The organism is Pigmentiphaga humi (assembly GCF_900606115.1).
Lineage (GTDB): Bacteria > Pseudomonadota > Gammaproteobacteria > Burkholderiales > Burkholderiaceae_B > Pigmentiphaga > Pigmentiphaga humi.
The window spans coordinates 111,877-131,076 of sequence record NZ_UWPJ01000014.1 but is presented as its reverse complement, the minus strand read 5'-3'; the positions used below and the strand labels follow the sequence as shown (position 1 = coordinate 131,076).

At 66.5% G+C, this 19,200-nt stretch carries 20 protein-coding genes; 13 read left to right on the top strand and 7 right to left on the bottom strand.

Annotation, left to right across the window (positions count from 1 at the left end; genetic code table 11):
- Window positions 1–55: 55 nt before the first annotated feature.
- Entirely contained in the window at window positions 56–460 is a 405-nt protein-coding gene (locus tag PIGHUM_RS07955; protein ID WP_124078948.1) for a VOC family protein, read from the bottom strand.
- 205 nt (window positions 461–665) lie between these two features.
- Here PIGHUM_RS07955 and PIGHUM_RS07950 point away from each other — a divergent pair, with 205 nt between their 5' ends.
- The 4 genes from PIGHUM_RS07950 to PIGHUM_RS07935 are packed head-to-tail and all read left to right on the top strand — an operon-like array spanning window position 666 to window position 4,248.
- A complete protein-coding gene (locus PIGHUM_RS07950) occupies window positions 666–1,643 on the top strand; it encodes a Bug family tripartite tricarboxylate transporter substrate binding protein (protein WP_124078947.1) in 978 nt (325 codons plus the stop codon).
- A 13-nt stretch (window positions 1,644–1,656) separates the two neighbouring features.
- The gene (locus tag PIGHUM_RS07945) at window positions 1,657–2,880 is read left to right on the top strand and encodes an FAD-dependent oxidoreductase (RefSeq protein WP_124078946.1); all 1,224 of its coding nucleotides are present in this window, start codon (window positions 1,657–1,659) and stop codon (window positions 2,878–2,880) included.
- A gap of 19 nt (window positions 2,881–2,899) precedes the next feature.
- A complete protein-coding gene (locus PIGHUM_RS07940) occupies window positions 2,900–3,814 on the top strand; it encodes an alpha/beta hydrolase (protein ID WP_124078944.1) in 915 nt (304 codons plus the stop codon).
- Between the two features lie 17 nt (window positions 3,815–3,831).
- Window positions 3,832–4,248 carry a RidA family protein gene (locus PIGHUM_RS07935; RefSeq protein WP_124078942.1) on the top strand — a complete coding sequence of 139 codons (417 nt, stop codon included), beginning with the start codon at window positions 3,832–3,834 and terminating at the stop codon, window positions 4,246–4,248.
- On the opposite strand, the gene PIGHUM_RS07930 is transcribed toward PIGHUM_RS07935, so the two are convergent.
- The 3 genes from PIGHUM_RS07930 to mpl are packed head-to-tail and all read right to left on the bottom strand — an operon-like array spanning window position 4,245 to window position 8,353.
- Window positions 4,245–6,338, bottom strand: coding sequence for a ribonuclease catalytic domain-containing protein (locus PIGHUM_RS07930; protein ID WP_124078940.1), 2,094 nt, complete (start codon window positions 6,336–6,338; stop codon window positions 4,245–4,247). The two genes, PIGHUM_RS07935 and PIGHUM_RS07930, sit on opposite strands and share 4 nt — an antisense overlap.
- A 6-nt stretch (window positions 6,339–6,344) precedes the next feature.
- A complete protein-coding gene (locus PIGHUM_RS07925) occupies window positions 6,345–6,953 on the bottom strand; it encodes a YqiA/YcfP family alpha/beta fold hydrolase (RefSeq protein WP_124078938.1) in 609 nt (202 codons plus the stop codon).
- Complete coding sequence (gene mpl / locus PIGHUM_RS07920) at window positions 6,950–8,353, bottom strand: UDP-N-acetylmuramate:L-alanyl-gamma-D-glutamyl-meso-diaminopimelate ligase (protein ID WP_124078936.1); 1,404 nt, start codon at window positions 8,351–8,353, stop codon at window positions 6,950–6,952. Before mpl ends, PIGHUM_RS07925 begins: the two co-directional genes overlap by 4 nt.
- A gap of 183 nt (window positions 8,354–8,536) precedes the next feature.
- On the opposite strand from mpl, the gene PIGHUM_RS07915 reads away from it, so the two are divergent.
- The 9 genes from PIGHUM_RS07915 to PIGHUM_RS07875 all read left to right on the top strand — a co-directional run bounded on the left by PIGHUM_RS07915 (window position 8,537) and on the right by PIGHUM_RS07875 (window position 16,049).
- On the top strand, window positions 8,537–9,154 hold the full coding sequence (locus PIGHUM_RS07915; RefSeq protein ID WP_124078934.1) for a hypothetical protein: 618 nt from the start codon (window positions 8,537–8,539) through the stop codon (window positions 9,152–9,154).
- A gap of 26 nt (window positions 9,155–9,180) precedes the next feature.
- Complete coding sequence (locus PIGHUM_RS07910; protein ID WP_124078932.1) at window positions 9,181–9,720, top strand: TlpA family protein disulfide reductase; 540 nt, start codon at window positions 9,181–9,183, stop codon at window positions 9,718–9,720.
- A 125-nt stretch (window positions 9,721–9,845) separates the two neighbouring features.
- Window positions 9,846–10,280 (top strand): type II 3-dehydroquinate dehydratase, encoded by a 435-nt coding sequence (aroQ, locus tag PIGHUM_RS07905; protein ID WP_124078930.1) that lies wholly within the window; start codon window positions 9,846–9,848, stop codon window positions 10,278–10,280.
- A 21-nt stretch (window positions 10,281–10,301) separates the two neighbouring features.
- Window positions 10,302–10,763, top strand: a complete 462-nt coding sequence (gene accB, locus PIGHUM_RS07900; protein ID WP_124078928.1) for an acetyl-CoA carboxylase biotin carboxyl carrier protein — start codon at window positions 10,302–10,304, stop codon at window positions 10,761–10,763.
- 165 nt (window positions 10,764–10,928) lie between these two features.
- Entirely contained in the window at window positions 10,929–12,278 is a 1,350-nt protein-coding gene (gene accC, locus PIGHUM_RS07895) for an acetyl-CoA carboxylase biotin carboxylase subunit (protein ID WP_124078926.1), read from the top strand.
- Window positions 12,279–12,287: 9 nt separating this feature from the next.
- Window positions 12,288–13,181, top strand: coding sequence for a 50S ribosomal protein L11 methyltransferase (prmA, locus tag PIGHUM_RS07890; protein WP_124078924.1), 894 nt, complete (start codon window positions 12,288–12,290; stop codon window positions 13,179–13,181).
- A gap of 12 nt (window positions 13,182–13,193) precedes the next feature.
- Window positions 13,194–14,420: a zinc-ribbon and DUF3426 domain-containing protein gene (locus PIGHUM_RS07885; protein ID WP_124078922.1), complete on the top strand. Its 1,227-nt coding sequence runs from the start codon at window positions 13,194–13,196 to the stop codon at window positions 14,418–14,420.
- A 5-nt stretch (window positions 14,421–14,425) separates the two neighbouring features.
- Entirely contained in the window at window positions 14,426–15,382 is a 957-nt protein-coding gene (locus PIGHUM_RS07880) for a carbohydrate kinase family protein (RefSeq protein ID WP_124078921.1), read from the top strand.
- 166 nt (window positions 15,383–15,548) lie between these two features.
- Window positions 15,549–16,049 (top strand): outer membrane lipoprotein, encoded by a 501-nt coding sequence (locus PIGHUM_RS07875; RefSeq protein ID WP_124078919.1) that lies wholly within the window; start codon window positions 15,549–15,551, stop codon window positions 16,047–16,049.
- 252 nt (window positions 16,050–16,301) lie between these two features.
- Here the strand turns inward: PIGHUM_RS07875 and PIGHUM_RS07870 are convergent, their stop codons facing one another.
- The 3 genes from PIGHUM_RS07870 to PIGHUM_RS07860 all read right to left on the bottom strand — a co-directional run bounded on the left by PIGHUM_RS07870 (window position 16,302) and on the right by PIGHUM_RS07860 (window position 19,179).
- The gene (locus PIGHUM_RS07870; RefSeq protein WP_124078917.1) at window positions 16,302–16,859 is read right to left on the bottom strand and encodes a YggT family protein; all 558 of its coding nucleotides are present in this window, start codon (window positions 16,857–16,859) and stop codon (window positions 16,302–16,304) included.
- Window positions 16,860–17,072: 213 nt separating this feature from the next.
- Entirely contained in the window at window positions 17,073–17,639 is a 567-nt protein-coding gene (locus tag PIGHUM_RS07865; protein ID WP_124078915.1) for a histone H1-like DNA-binding protein, read from the bottom strand.
- Between the two features lie 382 nt (window positions 17,640–18,021).
- Window positions 18,022–19,179: a ribonucleotide-diphosphate reductase subunit beta gene (locus tag PIGHUM_RS07860; protein WP_124078912.1), complete on the bottom strand. Its 1,158-nt coding sequence runs from the start codon at window positions 19,177–19,179 to the stop codon at window positions 18,022–18,024.
- Window positions 19,180–19,200 lie beyond the last annotated feature (21 nt).

Here is a 19,200-nt window from a genome sequence, read left to right as displayed (position 1 = left end):
CTGGCGGACTGGCGAAGCCAGATCCGCTGTGCCCTGGATGGGGCCGCGCACCGCTTCAGGCAGGCTGGACTTCCTTGACCGCGCCGCGCCAGCCGCTTTCCGTGACGTCGAAAACCGTGCCGTCGGGCATCCGGTACTTTACCTCGTAGAACACATTGGGATCGGTTTCCTTGCGGCCCGTCAGGTAGGTGCCGCCCGCTTCCACGATCCGCTTTTCCGCCTCTTCCAGGTTCTCCACCCACATGCCGAAGTGGATGACGCCGCGCACGTCCTTGAGCCCGGCATAGCCCGGAACGGTTTCGTTGGCGAAGTTCAGCAGGGCCACGTTCATGATGCCGTCGGTCATGTAGACGCCGCGCATGGCATTGCCGGCGCGGCGCATGCCGAACGCCTGTTCGAAGAATTGCGCGGCCGCTTCGGGATCTTCCACCGACAGTGCGATATGCCTGAGTTTTTCCATGATGACTCCTTGAAGTCCGAGTTGGATGAGCTGTGGTGTTCAAAACTATACCAAATGTATACCAAAGTTTGGTATAAAGCTTCAAACAAATTTTGTTGAGTACCAGGAAATTTGTTTGGCATGTGATTTGCACGTAGTTGTTTTGCACGCATGGATGTACCAATCCGGTGCATCCAGTCGACGTCAACAATCTGGAGTGTGTGTCATGACGATGTCCTTTAAATCCCTCGTGGCCGGCGCCCTAGCCGCCTCGGCCGTGGCCTTCGGCGCTTCGGCGGCGGCTTCGACCTGGCCGTCGCGGCCGATCACCGTCGTGGTGCCTTACGCACCAGGCGGCAACACCGACCTGATGGCCAGGATGATCGCCGAGCAGTTGTCCAAGTCTTTCAAGACACCGGTTGTGGTGGACAACAAGGCGGGCGCGGCGGGCCTGATCGCGGCCGAGTACGTCGCCCGTTCCGCGCCGGACGGCTATACGCTTTTCTTCGGTACCTTGACGCAGATCTCGACGGCGCCGTTCACCAACAAGATCCGCTACGACCCCATCAAGGATTTCGTGCCCATCGCCAACGTCGGCGGCAATCCCTTCGTCATCACCGCCAACGCCAACCTGCCGGTGCGCAACATCGCCGAGCTGGTCGCCTACGCGAAGAAAAATCCGGGCAAGCTGAACGTGGGCAATGCCGGCCTGGGCGGCTTGACGCACCTGTCGAGCATCGTTTTCGCCCGGCAGGCCGGCATCGACATCACCGAGGTGTCGTATCGCGGCGCGGCGCCCGCGCTGCTGGACGTGATCGCCGGACAGATCGACATGTATTCGGGCAATCTTTCCGAGGTCGTGCCTTATATGAACGACAACCGGGTGCGCCTGCTCAGCGTCTCGGGCAGCTCGCGCATCAAGCAGCTGCCCAATGTGCCGACCCTGGCCGAGTCCCTGCCGGGCATTCCGGCGGTCGAGACCTGGAACGGCCTGCTCGGCCCCGCCGGCATGCCGGCCGAGGCCGTGGACAAGATCGCCGACGCGGTGCTCGCCGCCCAGGCGGATCCGGCGTTCCGCAAGCGCCTGGAGGATGCGGGAATCACGCCGCTGCCCGAGGCCAGGCAGGATTTCGTCAAACGCATTCAGCAGGACATCGCGGTCTGGAAGCCGATTATCGAAATGGCCGGCATCAAGCCGGAATGAGGAGGCAGGAGATATGAATCAATCCGACAAGCAGCGTGTACTGATCGTCGGCGCAGGGCCGGTGGGCATGGTGTGTGCGCTGGCGCTGAACCGGCAGGGCATCGCGGTGACCGTTTTCGAACAGGAGCCGGGTCCGGTCAAGGACCAGCGCGCCGCGTCGATACACCCCACCACGTTGGCCATGCTGGACGAGCTGGACGTGACGCAGGCCATCATTCCGCGCGGCCTGATCTCCGAGACCTACCAGTTCCGCGACCGGGTATCCGGCCGCCTGGTGGCCGAGTTCGACCTGCGCCGCATGGCGGACGTGTTCCGCTTCCCCTTCGTGCTGCAGTACGAGCAATACAAGTTGACGCGCGACATCGCCCAGCAGTACGCCAACGAGTCGGATTTCGACGTGCGCTACGGCCATGCGGTCAAGACGATCGAGCAGTTCGACGGCCATGTCGAGATCGTCGTCGCCGCGCCGGACGGCAGCGAGCAGCGGCATCGCGGCGCCTACCTGATCGGCGCGGACGGTGGCCGCAGCACGGTGCGCAAGGCGGCAGGCATTCCGTTCGAGGGCTTCACCTACCAGGAGCGCTTCATCAAGATCGCGACCTCCTACGACTTCCAGCAGGGCAACCCGGACTATGCCTACCGCAATTACTTTTCCGATCCCGACGAGTGGTGCAACCTGTTCAAGGTGCGCGGCGAAGACGGCAACGGCCTGTGGCGCGCGATCTTCCCGACGCGCGCGGACGAGACCGAAGAAGAGGCCTTGAGCGCCGGCGGCATCGAGCAGCGCCTGCAGAAGTTCTTTCCCAAGCAAGGGAGCTACGAGATCGCCTACGTCAACGTGTACGGCGTGAACCAGCGCGTGGCGCAGACTTTCCGCAGGGGGCGCCTGCTGCTGGCGGGGGATGCGGCGCACGTGAACAATCCCATCGGCGGGATGGGCATGAACGGCGGCATCCACGACGCGATCAACCTGGCGCACAAGCTGGGGGCGGTGCTGGGCGGCGGCGACGACGCGCTGCTGGACCGCTACAGCCGCCAGCGGCGCCACGCGGCCGTCGAGTTCGTGCAGGCGCAGACCATCGCCAACAAGAAAATGCTGGAAGAGAAAGATCCTTCCACCCGCCAGAAGCGCTTCGACGAGTTGACCCGGATCGCCGAGGATGCCGCCGGCGCCCGCCAGTACATGCGCCGGGCGTCGCTGTTGGAAAGCCTGGAAACGGCCAATGCCGTCGAATGAGGAGAACGGAGAGGTGACCATGATCGATCCCATGCGCACGCTGGGCAGCCTGCCGCCCGAGCACGCGGCCGAGCTGGTGCGGCTCGGCCCTGTCTGGGGCACGAACATCAACGGCTTTCGCGCGCGGGTCGTGGAGATGTACACGCCGCTGGTCGCCGCCGCGCCCAAGGACGGCATCGCGGTGAGCCGCGACCTGTCCTACGGCGCGAGCGCGCGCCAGGTGCTGGACGTTTTCCAGCCGGCGGACGCGCGCAACGCCGACGTGGTGGTGTTCGTCCATGGCGGGGCCTTCATTCGCGGCTCCAAGAGCGCCAACGGACACATCTACGACAACGTCTCGTACTGGTTCGCGCGGCAGGGGATGGTGGCGGTCAATATGGAATACCGCCTGGCCGCCGAGGCGCCGTTTCCCGGCGGCACCGACGACGTGGCCGCCGCGGTGCAATGGGTGGCGCGCAACATCGCCGGGTATGGCGGCAATCCGGCGCGCATCTTCCTGATCGGCCATTCGGCAGGCGGCACGCACGTGGCGTCGTATTGCTTCGATCCCCACCGCGGCTACCGGGCCGATCCGGCGGTCAAGGGCGCGGTGCTGGTCAGCGCGCGCCTGAAGGCGGACGTGCTGCCGGGCAATCCCAACGCCAAGGCGGTGGCCGCCTACTTCGGCGAGGACGCGGCCCGCTACGAGGCGTGTTCCCCCATCGGCTACGCGGCCCGCTCGGACATGCCGGTGATGATCGCCATCGCCGAGTACGAGAATCCCTACCTGGATCTCTACGGCGTGGAGTTCTGCCAGCGCCTGTGCGAGGCGCGCGGCAAGGTGCCGCGCTTCATCCAGCTGACGCGCCACAACCATACGTCCATCGTGGCGCATTTCGATAGCGGCGAAGAACTGCTGGGCCGCGAGATCCTCGACTTCTTCGCCGGCCTGTGAGTCAACCTGGAAATCCTATGAATGCTTCCCCGACCGAATCCACGCGCCCACAGCCGCTGGGCGCGTATCCGGCCCATGTGCGCGCCGGCGATTTCATCTACCTCTCAGGCACCAGCGCGCGGCTGCCGGACGGCTCCATCGCGGGGACCACCCGGCACGCCGACGGCAGCGTCGCGCACGACATCGAAGTGCAGACGCGGACGGTGATCGAAAACATGCGGTCGGCCCTGGCCGAGGCGGGAGCGGACCTGTCCCATTGCATCGACGTCACGGTGTTCCTGACCGACATGCGCGACTTCCCCCGCTACAACGCCGTGTACGGCGAATACTTCGCCTCGGCGCGCGCCGCGCGCACGACCGTGGGCGTGCGAGAACTGCCCAAGCCGGACATGATCGTCGAGATGAAGGCCGTCGCCTATCTGCCTCAGGCCTAGAGCGAATCCGGCTGGCGTTCTGCTGCCATCGTGCCGGCGCCGTTTTCGGCGCCGGCCGGGGCATCGTCCGGCGTCGTCTCGTCCTGGGGCGTGTCGAGCCGGCGGTCTTCGAGGTCCGGACCATCGGCTGCGTCGACTTCGGCTATCTCGGCAGCCGCCGTCGCGTCGGGTTCGTCATCGACCTCTTCGGCCGTGCCGGGCGCGGTGTCCACAACATCCAGGAAGCGGCAGTCCAGCGTCAGGTCGAGCTCGTCGTCGCCCATCACTTCCAGCAATACGTGCTGGCCGCGCTCGAGCTGGGGCAGCGTGCCGACGCGCGTATAGAAGGGCGCGTCCTTGAGCCGGACCAGGTCTTCGCGCAGGACCACGGCCTCGATGCGCCGCAGGTTTTCCTGCTTGATCCAGCGCAGGCACCAGAAGCGCTCCATGGCCTGCTGGAAATCGGCGTAGGCCGAGTACTTGGCTTCGAAGGCGCTGATGACGGCGTAGAGATCGGCCTCGCGCGGCTTGAACGGCGCCACCAGCCGGGCCGAGACGCCATGCTCGACCGCGGCGATCAACTGGCACTGGTTGATCAGATCGACATAGCGGCGCAGCGGCGAGGTGCACCACGCGTACTGCGGCACGCCTATGGAGTCGTGCGGCGCGGCGGCCGTGCCCATGCGCACCCGGCCCATCTGCTGCGAGCGATAAATGCCCGGCACGCCGCAGGAAGCCAGCAGGCCGCCCCACAGGTTGTTGGCCAGGATCATGTACTCGGCGACCATGCGGTCCAGCGGCGCATTGCGCTTGCGCTGTTCGATGCGGATGCGGGCCGTCTCGGGATGCTCGGGGTCGCCGTCCACGTAGAAGCTGAAATCGACCCGGTTGTTCGACTCGGGCTTGCCGCGCACTTCGTCGCGGCGCGCCGACAAGGCCTGGGCCAGGCGCCACAGCGGCCGGAACACGTGGCCGTAGGGCAGCTCGGCGGCGGCGTCGTCCAGCGCGGCTTCGCTGACGAGGTCGTCCAACTGGTTGTGGCGCAGATTCTCGCGTACCACGATGCGCTCCAGGCGCGATTCATGGGCCAGGATCTCGCCGCTGTCCGGGTTCGCGTTCACGTAGAGCGACAGCACCGGCACCGGCCGGCCCGCATCGAGCGAGAACGCCGCGATGACTTCGTCCGGCTGCATCGGGATCTTGGCGCCGGGCATGTAGACGGTGGACATGCGCGCGCGCGCCAGCGCGTCCAGCGGGCTGTCGCGCGTCACGACCAGGCCCGGGACGGCGATGTGAATGCCCACGCGCAGCGTGCCGCCGTCCAGCTCCCGGACCGACAGCGCATCGTCGATTTCGGTCGTGGTGATGTCGTCGATCGAATAGGCCTCGACCTCGGCCAGCGGCAGTTCCTGGGCGATGGGCGGCAGTTCGGCCGGCGCGAAGCCCGCGCCGCGCGGAAAGTGCTGGGCGTAGAAGCGGCGGGTATGGATGGCCAGCGCGCTCGGGAAGGCGCCCAGGTCCATCAGCAGCCGCTCCGGGCGCTTGTGCAACTGCGTGCAGGCGGCATCCAGCGCTTTCCATTCGAGCGTGTTCTTGTCGGGTCTGAACAGCAGCGTCTCGGCCTGGCGCGCCAGCGGCTCGGGCAGCGTGCCGGCCTTGATTTCGTCCACCCAGGCCTGCTGCTGCTCGGCCTGGCGCTTCTTCTTTTCCAGCGCGGCCAGCGCGGCGGCCAGGATGTCGGGCGGGGCGGGGCGGTATTTGCCCTTGCCGCGGCGATGGAAATAGACCGGCGCGCCGTGCACGCGCAACAGCAGGCCGGTGAGTTCGACGGCGCTGGGCGGATGGCCGTAGTACTCCTCGGCCAGCACGGGGATGTCGAAATCTTCCTTGGGGGCGCATTCCCACAGGAACTCCAGGTCGAGATCCTGCGAGCCCGCCTCGGCCTCCTTGAGCAGCGTCTCGGGGGAAGGCTGCTCGAAGCGGACGATGACCGCGGACTTCTTGATCTTGCTGCGTTTGCCGCTGGCGGCCTCGACCTGCAGGCTGGCGTCGGTCTCGCTCAGGATGGTGGCGGCCTTGAAGCCGCCGTCATCCTCGTAAAGGACATGCATTGCGTGTTATCCAGAAAATGCGTCGTTGCCGGCGGCCAGCGCGAACTCCAGCACTTCGGGCAGGTAGCGCGCGAAATCGCCGATGCCGTGGTCGCCGCCGTCGATGATGTGTTGCCGGGCGCCGGGATAGTGGTCGCGCATTTCGCGCCAGTCCAGCACTTCGTCGCCGGTGGCCGCCAGTAAATAGTAGCGGGCGGGGCGGCTGATGCGGGCCACGGCATAGGGCGCCAGTTCCGCGACGTGCGCCGCGGTGAACGAGAACGGCTGGCCGTCGTGGAAGGACAGATGCTCGCCCACCTGGGTGGAGAGGTCGCGCTCCGCGTGCACCACCGGGTTGAGCAGTGCCGCGCGGCAGCCCAGTTGTTCGGCCAGCCAGGTGGCGTAGTAGCCGCCCAGCGAAGAACCGACCAGGGTCAGCTCGGCGCCCGCGGCGCGGGCGTGCGCCTGCATGCCGCGCGCCAGGCTCTCGGCCAGTTCCATGGCCTCGCGCGGGCTGGCCGGCAATTGCGGGCAGGCCCATTCCCGCTGGCGGCCGCGGGCGCGCATGGCCTCGGCCATCAGGCGCGCCTTGTGCGAGGCCGGCGAGGAGCGGAAGCCATGCAGATAGAGGATCATGCGGACGTCCCCGGCTGGGCATGGCGGCTGCGCAAGACCTGCAGCAGCTTGTCGTGCACGCCGCCGAAGCCGCCGTTGCTCATGACCACGATATGGTCGCCGGGCTGGGCGGCGCCGGCGACGGCCTCGACCAGGGCCGGCAATTCGGACCAGGCCGAAGCCCGCGCGCCCAGCGGCGCCAGCGCCTCGGCGGGATCCCAGCCCAGCGCATGCCTGCCTTCCTGGGCGCCATAGCAGAACACCAGATCGGCCTGGGCCAGCGAGCCGGGCAGCAAGGCCTTCATCGCGCCCAGCTTCATGGTGTTGGAACGCGGCTCGAGCACGGCCAGGATGCGGCCGGCGCGCTCACGCTTGCGCAGCCCGGCCAGCGTGGTCTCGATGGCGGTGGGGTGGTGGGCGAAGTCGTCGTAGACCCGGATGCCGGCCACCGTGCCGCGCAGTTCCATGCGGCGCTTGACGCCGGCGAAGCGGGTCAGCGCCGCGGCCGCGTCGGCCGGCGCGACGCCGACGTGTTCGGCTGCGGCGATGGCGGCCAGGGCGTTCATCCGGTTGTGCTCGCCGCTCAGGCTCCAGGCCACGCGGCCTATCGGCTTCCCGCCGCGTGCCACCTCGAAGCTGCCGTCGGCCTCGTCCGGGCCTGCCTGCCAGGCGCCATCTGCGCCGAATTCGACGACTTCCGACCAGCATCCTCGCGCAAGAACGCGATCCAGGGCCGGCGAGCCGGCGGCAGCGACGATTCGCCCCTGGCCGGGAACGGTGCGGACCAAATGATGAAATTGGGTTTCGATCGCGGCAAGATCGGGGAAGATGTCCGCGTGATCGTATTCCAGGTTGTTCAGGATCGCGGTGCGCGGCCGGTAGTGGACGAATTTGGAGCGTTTGTCGAAAAACGCCGTGTCGTATTCGTCCGCCTCGATCACGAAGGGTGTCCGGCCGGCTCCGGCAGCCGGCAGCAGCCGCGCCGACAGCCCGAAGTCCTGCGGCACGCCGCCGACCAGGAAAGAGGGCGCGAGGCCGGCGGCTTCGAGTATCCAGGCCAGCATCGCGGTGGTGGTGGTCTTGCCGTGCGTGCCGGCCACCGCGAGCACGTGGCGGCCGGCGAGTACGTGCTCGCCCAGCCATTGCGGCCCGGAGGTATAGGGCAGTCCTTGGTCGAGGATGGCTTCCATCAGCGGGTTGCCGCGGCTGACCACGTTGCCCACCACGAACAGGTCCGGGCTCAGACCCGCCTGGTCCGCGCCGAAGCCCTCTATCAATTCGATGCCCTGCTCCTGGAGCTGGGTACTCATGGGCGGGTAGACGCCGGCGTCGCAGCCGGTCACCCGGTGGCCGGCCGCCCGCGCGATCAAAGCCAGGCCGCCCATGAAAGTGCCGCAAATACCGAGTATATGTAGGTGCATGAAAAAGATTGTATATCCCCCCTACGCGCTTACGCGCGCCCCCAGGAGGCGAAGCGGGTGGACCGGCGGAGCCGGATCCACCGCTTCCTGGGTCTGCGGGGATGTCTCGGGTTGAAGCGGAGGAGCTCCTCTGCGTAGCACCACCCTCGGAGTATCATCCTTCATCTGACTCTTGGAGCAATCATGTCGTTTTCTTCTTTGCGCCAGGAAATCGCCGCTGCGGCGGCGCGGATGATCGCGGAGGATGGGCTGGATTACAGTACCGCCAAGCGCAAGGCCGTCCGGCTATTGGTCGGGCCGGGCACCTTGCCGCGCGGCGACGTGCTGCCGGACAACGACGAGATCGAGAGCGAGGTGCGCGACTATCAGGCGCTGTTCATGGGAGATACCCAGCCGGCGCGGTTGGCCTCGCTGCGCCAGGTGGCGCTGTCGCTGATGGAGCTGCTCGAGCCGTTCCGCCCCTACCTGGCCGGTCCGGTATGGAACGGCACGGCCGGGGAACATACCGATATCGCCTTGCAGTGTTTCGCCGATTCCTCCAAAGAAGTGGAGATCTTCCTCATCAATCGCGGCATCAAGTATGAAGTGGGGGAGCGTCCCGACTTCCGCGGACGGGGCAAGGTCGAGGCCTTGTATTTCGTTTGGCAGGATGAAGGTGTCATGCTGAGTCTCTACGATGAACAGGCCCTGCGCGGCGCGCTCAAGCCGGGTCCCGACGGTCGCGCCGACCGTGGCGACGCCCGCGCCGTGGCACGGCTGATCGACGATATGGCCGACACCGCACAGGGGGGCCGGGCATGAGCGCGCCGGAGGAAGAGAAAAACGCCATGGCGCAGCGACAAGATGCCGCGAAGCCCGGCCGGCGCCGCTGGCTGGCCTACGGCGGGGCGGGGCTGGCCGCCGCGGCGGTCGGCGTCGGATTGGCGTGGCGGCAGGCCGGTCAGGCGGACGGCGCCTCGGACATTTTTTATACGCAAACCCTGGACGACCTGGAGGGGCGCGCGTACAAATTCGACCAGTGGCGCGGCCGCCGCCTGGTGGTGAATTTCTGGGCAACCTGGTGCCCGCCCTGCGTGGACGAGATGCCCGAGCTGGATGCGCTGCACCGTGAGCTGGCCGGAAGTGTCCAGTTCGTCGGCATCGGTATCGATTCGGCGGCCAATATGCGGGCGTTCGTTCAAAAAGTACCGGTAGGCTACCCTTTATTGGTGGCCGGCAATGTAGGCACGGAACTGGCGCGCGTGCTGGGCAACAGTGCCGGCGGCCTGCCGTATACGGTCGTGATCGACGAAAAAGGCGCAGTAATCCACCACTATACTGGGAGGATCAAGCTGGACGCCTTGAGGGGGGCGCTGACCGCCGCCTGAGCGGAGGCGCCGCGCGCAGATACTTGCCCGGATACGGGTTTTATGCGCCGAAATGGTTACAATTGATAGACAGTAGGGCGTGTTTTGCGTAAAAATCGCGCCCTTCGCATCGTATTGCAGGCAACATGGCCCATCGCATACTGGTTCTGCACGGCCCCAATCTGAATATGCTCGGCACGCGCGAGCCCGGTATCTATGGCGCGACCACGCTGGCCGATATCGATGCGCGGCTGCGTGCGCTGGCGCAGCAGCACGGCGCGGCGCTCGAGTCGTTCCAGAGCAATCACGAAGGCGCGCTGGTGGACCGCATCCAGGCCGCCCTGGGCGAAGGCGTCGATTTCATCGTGATCAATCCGGCGGCCTACACGCATACCAGCGTAGCGATACGCGATGCGCTGGCGGCGGTCGCGCTGCCGTTCATCGAAGTGCATTTGTCGAACGTGCACAAGCGGGAAGCTTTCCGCCACCGTTCGTATTTTTCCGACCTGGCCGTCGGCGTGATCGCCGGCTTGGGCGCCGATGGCTATGACGCGGCGGTGCGCTACGCGCTGTCGCATTAAGAAAATTATTGGGGAAGCCCCATGGATCTTAGAAAACTGAAAACCCTGATCGACCTGGTTGCCGAGTCCGGTATTGCCGAACTCGAAATCACCGAAGGCGAAGGCAAGGTACGCATCGTCAAGTTCGCCCAGGGCGGCCAGATCGCCGGCGTGCCGGGCATGCCGACCTACCAGGTCATGCCGCAGGCGCCTGTCGCGCCGGCGGCCGCCCCCGCCGAGGCGCCCGTCGCCGCGCCGGTGGTGGCGCAGGGCCACGTGGTCAAGTCGCCGATGGTCGGCACCTTCTATCGCGCGCCCAATCCGGGCGCGTCGGCATTCGTGGACGTCGGCCAGGCCGTCAAGGAAGGCGATCCGCTGTGCATCATCGAAGCCATGAAGCTGCTCAACGAGATCGAAGCAGACAAGGCCGGCACCATCAAGGAAATCCTGGTCGAGAACGGCCAGCCGGTCGAATTCGGCCAACCCCTGTTCGTGATCGGCTGAAACCGACACCGCACGCGCCGGCATCAATCCGCCGGTGCGCTCATCACCGTATGATCAGTCGGGGCGCCGGGGCGCCATGCGGTGCCGTCGAGGCACCCCGCCGCGGCAGCGCGGCGCAGCGAATCCGTCCCGGCCAGCCGTCCGACTTTTTCAGGACATTCGTTCATGTTTGAAAAGATCCTGATCGCCAACCGCGGGGAAATCGCCCTGCGCATCCAGCGCGCCTGCCGCGAGCTGGGGATCAAGAGCGTGGTCGTGCACTCCGAGGCCGATCGCGAGGCGAAATACGTCAAGCTGGCGGACGAGTCGGTCTGCATCGGGCCCGCGCCTTCGCGCGAGAGCTACCTGAACATGCCGGCCATCATCTCGGCGGCCGAAGTGACCGATGCCGAGGCCATCCACCCCGGCTACGGCTTTCTGTCCGAGAACGCCGATTTCGCCGAGCGCGTCGAAAAGAGCGGCTTCGTCTTCATCGGCCCCAAGCCCGAGTCCATCCGCCTGATGGGCGACAAGGTCAGCGCCAAGCATGCCATGATCGCCGCGGGTGTCCCGGTCGTGCCGGGTTCGGATGGCGCTTTGCCGGAAGATCCCAAGGAAATCGTCCAGATTGCCCGCAAAATCGGCTATCCGGTCATCATCAAGGCCGCCGGCGGCGGCGGTGGCCGCGGCATGCGCGTGGTCCACACGGAAGCTGCGCTGCTCAATGCCGTCACCATGACGCGCTCGGAAGCGGCCGCTGCGTTCAACAATCCCGACGTGTATATGGAGAAGTTCCTCGAGAACCCCCGCCACGTCGAGATCCAGGTGCTGGCCGACGGCCAGAAGGGCGCGCTGTGGCTGGGCGAGCGCGACTGCTCCATGCAGCGCCGCCACCAGAAGGTCATCGAGGAGGCGCCGGCGCCGCACATTCCGCGCCGCCTGATCGAGCGCATCGGCGACCGCTGCGCCGACGCCTGCCGCAAGATCGGCTATCGCGGCGCGGGCACGTTCGAGTTCCTGTACGAAAACGGCGAGTTCTATTTCATCGAAATGAACACCCGCATCCAGGTCGAGCACCCGGTCACCGAAGCCATCACGGGCGTGGACCTCGTGCAGGAGCAGATCCGCATCGCGGGCGGCGAGAAACTGAAACTGCGCCAGCGCGACGTCGTGTTCCGCGGCCATGCCATCGAGTGCCGCATCAACGCCGAGGATCCGTTCCGCTTCACGCCCAGCCCGGGCCGCATCCTGAACTGGCACGTTCCGGGCGGGCCGGGGATCCGCGTCGATTCGCACGTCTACAACGGCTATTTCGTGCCGCCCAACTACGACTCGATGATCGCCAAGGTCATCGCCTATGGCGATACCCGCGACCAGGCCCTGGCCCGCATGCGCATCGCCCTGTCGGAAATGGCGGTCGAAGGCATTTCGACCAATATCGCACTGCACCGCGAACTGCTCCAGGATGCCCGCTTCATCGAAGGCGGCACCAACATCCATTATCTGGAGCACAAGCTGGCGCAGCGTCCGGAGTAAGAGCCCATCATGCGCGAACTGGTGTTCGACTGCCCCGAGCAACTGGCCGAACCGCTGTCGGACGCCTTGCTGGAGGCCGGCGTGCTGTCGGTCTCGGTCGAGGACGCCGACTTCGGCACCGACGCTGAACAGCCGCTGTTCGGCGAGCCCGGGCTGGAGCCGGAAACCCAGGCCTGGTCGCGCAACCGCGTCGTGGCGCTGCTGCCCGACGGCGAGGATCCCGCCCAGTTGCTGGCCGATGCGTGCGCCGCCTGCGGGCTGGCCGATGCGCCGTCATGGCAATTGCGCGAGGTGCCGGACGCCGATTGGGTGCGGCTCACGCAGTCCCAGTTCGAGCCCATCGAGGTCGACCAGCGCATCTGGATCGTGCCGACCTGGCACGAGGTGCCGGACCGGCCCGGCACGGTGTCGATCCGCCTGGACCCCGGCCTGGCATTCGGCACCGGCAGCCATCCGACCACGCACCTGTGCCTGGCCTGGCTGGCCGGCAACCTGGAGGCGGGCGGCAGCGTGCTCGACTACGGCTGCGGCTCCGGCATCCTGGCGATCGCCGCGCGCAAGCTGGGCGCGGGGGAAACGGTCGGCATCGACATCGATCCGCAGGCGGTGCAGTCGGCGCAGGCCAATGCCGCGGCCAACTCGGTGGAGATGGAAACCGGCCTGCCCGACATGCGCCAGGGCTGGCGCGCCGACGTGGTCGTCGCCAACATCTTGTCCAACCCGCTGAAGGTGCTTGCACCCATGCTGTGCGACAGGGTGCTGCCCGGCGGCGACCTGGTGTTGTCGGGCGTGCTCGAGCGCCAGGCCGAAGAGGTCGCGGCCGCCTATGCGCCCTGGATCACGATGCGCGTCTGGCGCGCGCTCGACGGCTGGGTGTGCCTGCACGGGCAGCGCCCCGCCTGACGGATAAGCCTTATGGTTCTCGCCACGCGCTGCCCGCATTGCGCCACCGCATTCCGGGTCGCCCCCGACCAGCTCAGGCTGCGCGGAGGCTGGGCGCGGTGCGGGGTTTGCAACGAGGTCTTCGATAGCACGGCCAATCTGGTCGAGCTCGATGAGGCGGGCAAGCCGCGTCCACCCGAGATGCGGCTGGCTGGCGACGTGGTCCCCATGGTGCTGCGCCGGCGCGGCGAGCGCGCGGAGGCGTTGCAGGCGGACTTGCCCCCGAGCGGCTCGCCGGACGGGGTGGTGGCGCCTGCCATGTCCGAACCCGAATCCGAACCGGATCCCGAACGCTCCGTATCGGTCGGGGAGAGCGGCGATGGCTTCGGCGCGGCCCCCGCCCCTGCCGCACCGCCGTTGCCGCGGGCGGACGCATCCGTGCCGGTCGCGGACGAAACGCCCGATGCGTTGCCGGATGCGCCCGCTGCCGATACTGCCGCCTGGTCCACCGCGCCGGCTGCCGACGGCGACACGCCTTCGGTGGTGCGCGCGCGCCGGTCTCGCACCGAGACGCCGGTCGACGCTCCGCATCGTATCGAACCTGAACCGGATGCTCCCGCACCCGCGCCGCTGGTGGCCGAGGCGCGCATGTCCGGGCCGAAGCCGCCGCCCGCTCCAGGTTTCCTCGACGAGCAGGCTCGCCGTCGCCGCCGGCGCGCATGGTGGCTGTGGAGCCTGGCCGCGCTGATCGCGCTGCTGGTATTGCTCGGCCAGGCCGCGTGGGTCTTCCGTACCGAGCTGGCGACCCGTGCGCCAGTCCTGCGTCCCGCGCTCGAACGCTTGTGCTTGCGCTTCGCCTGCACGGTGGGGTATCCGCGCGCGCCCGAACTGCTGGCCATCGTGTCGTCGTCGGTCGAGCCCTGGTCGCCGGCATCGCCCGGTTTCGCCCCGCCGGTTGCCGATGACGAAATCAGCGGCCAGGTCGCGCCGGCGGTCGGTTCATCGGTGCGCCGGCTGGGGCTGCGCGTGGTGCTGCGCAACCGGGCATCGTTCGCCCAGGCCTGGCCGGCGATCGAGCTGTCCCTGATGGATTTGTCGGACCAGGTGGCCGCGCGCCGCATCCTGCTGCCCTCGGTCTATCTGTCGCCGCAAGAATTCTCCCGGCCGCTGGCCCCGCTCGAAGAGCGGGTCCTGCGCATTCCCATCGAAACGCTGGACGCGCATGCCACCGGCTACCGCGTCGCTATTTTCTATCCCTGACCGCCATGGCCCATCCCGTCACCGCTCCCGTCATCATCTGCGGCTCTGTTGCGTTCGACACGATCATGGTGTTCGAAGGCAGATTCCAGGAACACATCCTGCCCGATCAGGTCCATTCGCTGAGCGTATCGTTCCTGGTGCCCTCCATGCGCAAGGAATACGGCGGGTGCGCCGGCAACATCGCCTACAACATGCGCCTGCTCGGCGGCACGCCAGTCCCCGTGGCCACGGTGGGCGAAGATGCCGGCGATTATCTGCGTCGCATGCGCGATCAGGGCACCAATACCGGCTGGGTGAAGATCGTGCCCGATACCTTCACGGCGCAGTGCTTCATCACCACCGACCTGGCGGACAACCAGATCACCGCTTTCCACCCCGGCGCCATGTCGGCTTCCGCCACCAACGACCTGAGCGAGGCGCCGGGCGCCTGGGGCATCGTGGCTCCGGACGCCAAGGACGGCATGTTCGCCCATGCCCGCCGCCTGCATGCGCGCGGCATCCCGTTCATCTTCGATCTGGGCCAGGCGATGCCGCTGTTCAGCGGCGAAGACCTGGAGCAGATGCTCGGCCTGGCGCAGGTACTGACCGTCAACGACTACGAGGCCCACGTCGTGGAGCAGCGCACCGGCCGCAGCATGGCGGATATCGCGCGCGGCCTGCAGGCCGCGGTCATCACGCGCGGCGAGCAAGGATCCACGCTGTTGACGGGCGGCCGGGAAATCTCCATCGCGCCGGTGCAGGCCGAGGCGGTGGTCGATCCCACCGGTTGCGGCGATGCCTATCGCGCCGGACTGCTGTACGGGATCTCGCTGGGCTGGCAGTGGGAAGACAGCTGCAAGCTGGCCAGCCTGATGGGCGCCATCAAGATCGCCAGCCGCGGACCGCAGAACCACCACACGACGCGCGAAGAGATCGGCGCGCTGCTCGAGCGCAGCTACGGGCTGGCGCTGCCGCAGGCCTGAAGGCGCAGTCGGCGCTGGCGGTGGTCATGGTTTGAAACAACCTTGGCTTTCGGCTGGGCGCCGACCGCAAGCCTGGTGGAGAACCGCGGGGTATAAAAAGAGTCCAATCTCGTTTCGTCTACGCGGGGATACGCGCGGCTTGGCCGCATCCCATCAGGATAGCTCTATGAATCGATCCATTTCCTCCCGTCCCGAGGCGCCCGGCCGTGGCCGGACCGCCGCCCTGGCTGCCGCGCTGACCGCGGTGGCGCTGCTGGCAGGGTGCGCGTCGGGCAGCAATTCCGCATCCGTCTACAAATCGAACCAGGCGCAGCGCGAACAAGTCGTGCGTTTCGGCACCGTAGAGGGCGTGCGCCAGGTTTCCATCGACCGTGGCCAGACCGGTGTGGGCACCGCGGGCGGCGCCATCGTCGGCGGCGTGGCCGGCAGCGGCATAGGCGGCGGCCGCGGCCAGATCATCACTTCCGTGCTGGGCGCCATCGCCGGCGGGATCGCCGGCCAGGCCATCGAAAACAGCGCATCCAAGCGCAACGGCCTGGAAATCACCATACGCATGCAGAACGGCGAACTGCGCTCCATCGTGCAGGAAGCCGACGAAATGTTCTACGTCGGCGACCGCGTGCGCCTGGTCAGCGGCAACGGCGTGACGCGCGTCACGCATATGTGATGGTGCCCCCCCTACGCGCTGACGCGCGCCCCCCGGGGGGCGAAGCGGGTGGACCGGCGGAGCCGGATCCACCGCTTCCTGGGTCTGGGAAGGGCGTCTTGGCTTGTTGCGGCGGGTCTTTTGCTACGATCGTTGATATTTCGGATGCCTAACCCAGGGCACAGCGGATCCGGCTTTGCCGGTCCGCCAGTGCCGCCCCCTTGAGGGGGCCCGCGTCAGCGGGTAGGGGGTGGGTTTCCCTGGTGGGCTGCCCTACAGCCCGAAGATGGGCAGGCCCAGGCGTGACAGCATCATTAGCGCGACCTGGGTCAGCAGGAACAGCACCAGCGGCGAAAGATCCAGTCCGCCCATTGACGGCAGCACGCGGCGTATGGGATCGAGCAGCGGCGCGGTCAGTCCTTGCAGTACCGGCATCGCGGGCGCGCTCGGGTTCACCCAGGACAGGATCACCATCAGCAGCGTGACCCACATCATCAGGTTGATGCCCCACTTGAGCATCATCACCAGCGCGATCCAAAGCCCCTGAGGCATGATGGCCAGCGGGTTGAAGCCCCGCACGAGCATGACGGCCATCAGGAACACCAGCGCCGTCAGCCAGGCCGCAACCAGGCATGCCCAGTCCACGCCGCCTCGGCCGCCGAGCAGCCGGCGCAGCGGGATGACGATCCAGTCGGTGACCTGGAATACCGTACGCGAGATCGGATTGTGCGCAGGCATGCGGGCAAATTGCAGCCATAGCCGCAACAGCAGCACCGCCCCATATAGCGTGAACAGAGTGTTGAGCAGGAAGGGGACGATATCGCCGAACATGGGGGCTCCGAGGCGGTTTTCAGCAAACGGTAAGATTTAGAAAACCGATTGTAACCCTCGCCCCTTTGCCAGTACGACCGCGCGAACCCCTCAAACACCCGCCGACCGCGGCGCATCGGATCCGGCTCTGCCAATCCACCATCGCCGCTTCCCTCCGGGAGGCCCGCGAAGCGGGCCTCCACCAAGGTGGAACCTTGGTGGAGGGTTTGCCGGTTAAGGGCGGCTTCCCGTGGGGAAGGGCCAAGCGGCTGCGGGGTTGAGGGTCTGCTTGGCCGCTGGCGCAGGAGCTGCGGCAGGGGCCGGGGCAGGCTTTTTGGCAGCTGGCTTCTTGGGGGAAGCCTTCTTGGCCGGAGCCGCTGTTTTGGCCGACGTAGCCTTCTTGGCAGCCGTCTTCTTGACGGCAGCCTTCTTGGCTGGTGCGGCCTTCTTGGCGGCGACCTTCTTCACTGCGGCTTTTTTCGCCACGGCTTTCTTGGCCGGTGCGGCCTTCTTGGCAGCGACCTTCTTCACCGCGGCTTTCTTGGCCGGTGCGGCTTTCTTGGCGGCAACCTTCTTCACCGCGGCTTTCTTGGCCGGTGCAGCTTTCTTGGCGGCGACCTTCTTCACCGCTGCCTTCTTGGCCGGTGCGGCCTTCTTGGCTGCGACCTTCTTCACTGCCGCTTTCTTGGCCGGGGCCTTGGCCGCGACCTTCTTCACTGCTGCCTTTTTGGCCGGGGCTTTCTTGGCCGCCGGGGCCTTCTTGGCTACCGCTTTCTTCGCGGCCTTCTTGGCTGTCGCCATGGTCTGCTCCTTTACGAGACGTTCAGGGACCCAGAACACGAACCCGCTCGGACCATCCTAACGGGCTATTCATCGGCGCAAGCCTTGTTGCTGAACCATGACTCCAGCAACGCAACCGGTTTGCGCTAATGAATGCTGCACACAGCCATTCGACATGCCCCGCAACCGGTGCGAGACATGTCGAATGACTAGGCAGGCGGCTTGCCGCCTGCCGGATGGCGCGGAGTGGGCCCGGGAGCGTGCGCATACGCGTGTTTCACGCGGGATGCGAACGCAGGGGCCGGATGGTGCGCTGGGGTGCAGGTTTTTGCCTGCCGCTCCCGCGTCTAAACGCATCCGGACCCCGCCGGGCGCACGAGGCGCCTGATCCTGTCGTGTGTGGTCAATCCCAGTTCAGCGCACCGCCGGTCTGGTATTCGATCACACGCGTTTCGAAGAAATTGCGTTCTTTCTTCAGGTCTATCATCTCCGCCATCCACGGGAAGGGGTTTTCTTCCTGGGGGAACAGCGGCTCGATGCCGATCTGCTGGCAACGGCGGTTGGCGATGAAGCGCAGGTACGACTTGAACATCGGCGCATTCAGCCCCAGCACGCCGCGCGGCATGGTGTCTTCGGCGTAAGCGTATTCGAGATCGACCGCTTTGCGGAAGAGGGCGCGGATTTCCTCGCGGAATTCCGGCGTCCACAGGTGCGGATTCTCGAGCTTGATCGTGTTGATGAGGTCGATGCCGAAGTTGCAGTGCATGGACTCGTCCCGCAGGATGTACATGTACTGCTCGGCGGCGCCGGTCATCTTGTTCTGGCGGCCCAGCGCCAGGATCTGCGTGAAGCCTACATAGAAGAACAGGCCTTCCATCAGGCACGCGAATACGATCAGCGACTTCAGCAGCGTCTGGTCGGCTTCGGGCGTGCCGGTCTTGAAGTCCGGATCGGCGATGGCGTCGATGAACGGAATCAGGAATTCGTCCTTGGCGCGGATGGACGGGACTTCGTTATAGGCGTTGAAGATCTCGCCCTCGTCCAGGTCCAGGCTTTCGACGATGTACTGGTAGGCGTGGGTGTGGATCGCTTCCTCGAAGGCCTGGCGCAGCAGGAACTGCCGGCACTCGGGCGCGGTGATGTGGCGATACGTGCCCAGCACGATGTTGTTGGCCGCCAGCGAGTCGGCCGTGACGAAGAACCCCAGATTGCGCTTGATGATGCGGCGCTCGTCTTCGGTCAGGCCCTCGGGGTTCTTCCACAGCGCGATGTCGCGCGACATGTTGATTTCCTGCGGCATCCAGTGGTTGGCGCAGGTGGCCAGGTATTTTTCCCAGGCCCATTTGTACTTGAACGGGACCAACTGGTTGACGTCGGTCTGGCCGTTGATGATGCGCTTGTCGGCGACGTTGACGCGCTGCGAGGCGTCGCTGGCGGACGCCGCGGCGCCCGAGGCCAGCGCGACCTCGTCGAACGCGCCGCCTTGCGGGCGCGCGGTGCCCGCCGGCTGCAGGGCCGGCATGGCGGGGTTGGTAGAAACTTCTTCGTCCCAGGACAACATAAGATCGACTCCGGTATTTCA

What these genes read in the sequence shown, in the direction of transcription:
- PIGHUM_RS07860 (WP_124078912.1), bottom strand. Translation starts at nt 19,179, where the DNA reads ATGTTGTCCTGGGACGAAGAAGTTTCTACCAACCCCGCCATGCCGGCC.
- PIGHUM_RS07925 (WP_124078938.1), bottom strand. Translation starts at nt 6,953, where the DNA reads ATGATCCTCTATCTGCATGGCTTCCGCTCCTCGCCGGCCTCGCACAAG.
- prmA (WP_124078924.1), top strand. Translation starts at nt 12,288, where the DNA reads ATGCGCGAACTGGTGTTCGACTGCCCCGAGCAACTGGCCGAACCGCTG.
- PIGHUM_RS07945 (WP_124078946.1), top strand. Translation starts at nt 1,657, where the DNA reads ATGAATCAATCCGACAAGCAGCGTGTACTGATCGTCGGCGCAGGGCCG.
- PIGHUM_RS07910 (WP_124078932.1), top strand. Translation starts at nt 9,181, where the DNA reads ATGGCGCAGCGACAAGATGCCGCGAAGCCCGGCCGGCGCCGCTGGCTG.
- PIGHUM_RS07865 (WP_124078915.1), bottom strand. Translation starts at nt 17,639, where the DNA reads ATGGCGACAGCCAAGAAGGCCGCGAAGAAAGCGGTAGCCAAGAAGGCC.
- PIGHUM_RS07870 (WP_124078917.1), bottom strand. Translation starts at nt 16,859, where the DNA reads ATGTTCGGCGATATCGTCCCCTTCCTGCTCAACACTCTGTTCACGCTA.
- PIGHUM_RS07950 (WP_124078947.1), top strand. Translation starts at nt 666, where the DNA reads ATGACGATGTCCTTTAAATCCCTCGTGGCCGGCGCCCTAGCCGCCTCG.
- accC (WP_124078926.1), top strand. Translation starts at nt 10,929, where the DNA reads ATGTTTGAAAAGATCCTGATCGCCAACCGCGGGGAAATCGCCCTGCGC.
- PIGHUM_RS07935 (WP_124078942.1), top strand. Translation starts at nt 3,832, where the DNA reads ATGAATGCTTCCCCGACCGAATCCACGCGCCCACAGCCGCTGGGCGCG.
- aroQ (WP_124078930.1), top strand. Translation starts at nt 9,846, where the DNA reads ATGGCCCATCGCATACTGGTTCTGCACGGCCCCAATCTGAATATGCTC.
- PIGHUM_RS07885 (WP_124078922.1), top strand. Translation starts at nt 13,194, where the DNA reads ATGGTTCTCGCCACGCGCTGCCCGCATTGCGCCACCGCATTCCGGGTC.
- PIGHUM_RS07955 (WP_124078948.1), bottom strand. Translation starts at nt 460, where the DNA reads ATGGAAAAACTCAGGCATATCGCACTGTCGGTGGAAGATCCCGAAGCG.
- PIGHUM_RS07915 (WP_124078934.1), top strand. Translation starts at nt 8,537, where the DNA reads ATGTCGTTTTCTTCTTTGCGCCAGGAAATCGCCGCTGCGGCGGCGCGG.
- PIGHUM_RS07940 (WP_124078944.1), top strand. Translation starts at nt 2,900, where the DNA reads ATGATCGATCCCATGCGCACGCTGGGCAGCCTGCCGCCCGAGCACGCG.
- PIGHUM_RS07880 (WP_124078921.1), top strand. Translation starts at nt 14,426, where the DNA reads ATGGCCCATCCCGTCACCGCTCCCGTCATCATCTGCGGCTCTGTTGCG.
- accB (WP_124078928.1), top strand. Translation starts at nt 10,302, where the DNA reads ATGGATCTTAGAAAACTGAAAACCCTGATCGACCTGGTTGCCGAGTCC.
- PIGHUM_RS07930 (WP_124078940.1), bottom strand. Translation starts at nt 6,338, where the DNA reads ATGCATGTCCTTTACGAGGATGACGGCGGCTTCAAGGCCGCCACCATC.
- mpl (WP_124078936.1), bottom strand. Translation starts at nt 8,353, where the DNA reads ATGCACCTACATATACTCGGTATTTGCGGCACTTTCATGGGCGGCCTG.
- PIGHUM_RS07875 (WP_124078919.1), top strand. Translation starts at nt 15,549, where the DNA reads ATGAATCGATCCATTTCCTCCCGTCCCGAGGCGCCCGGCCGTGGCCGG.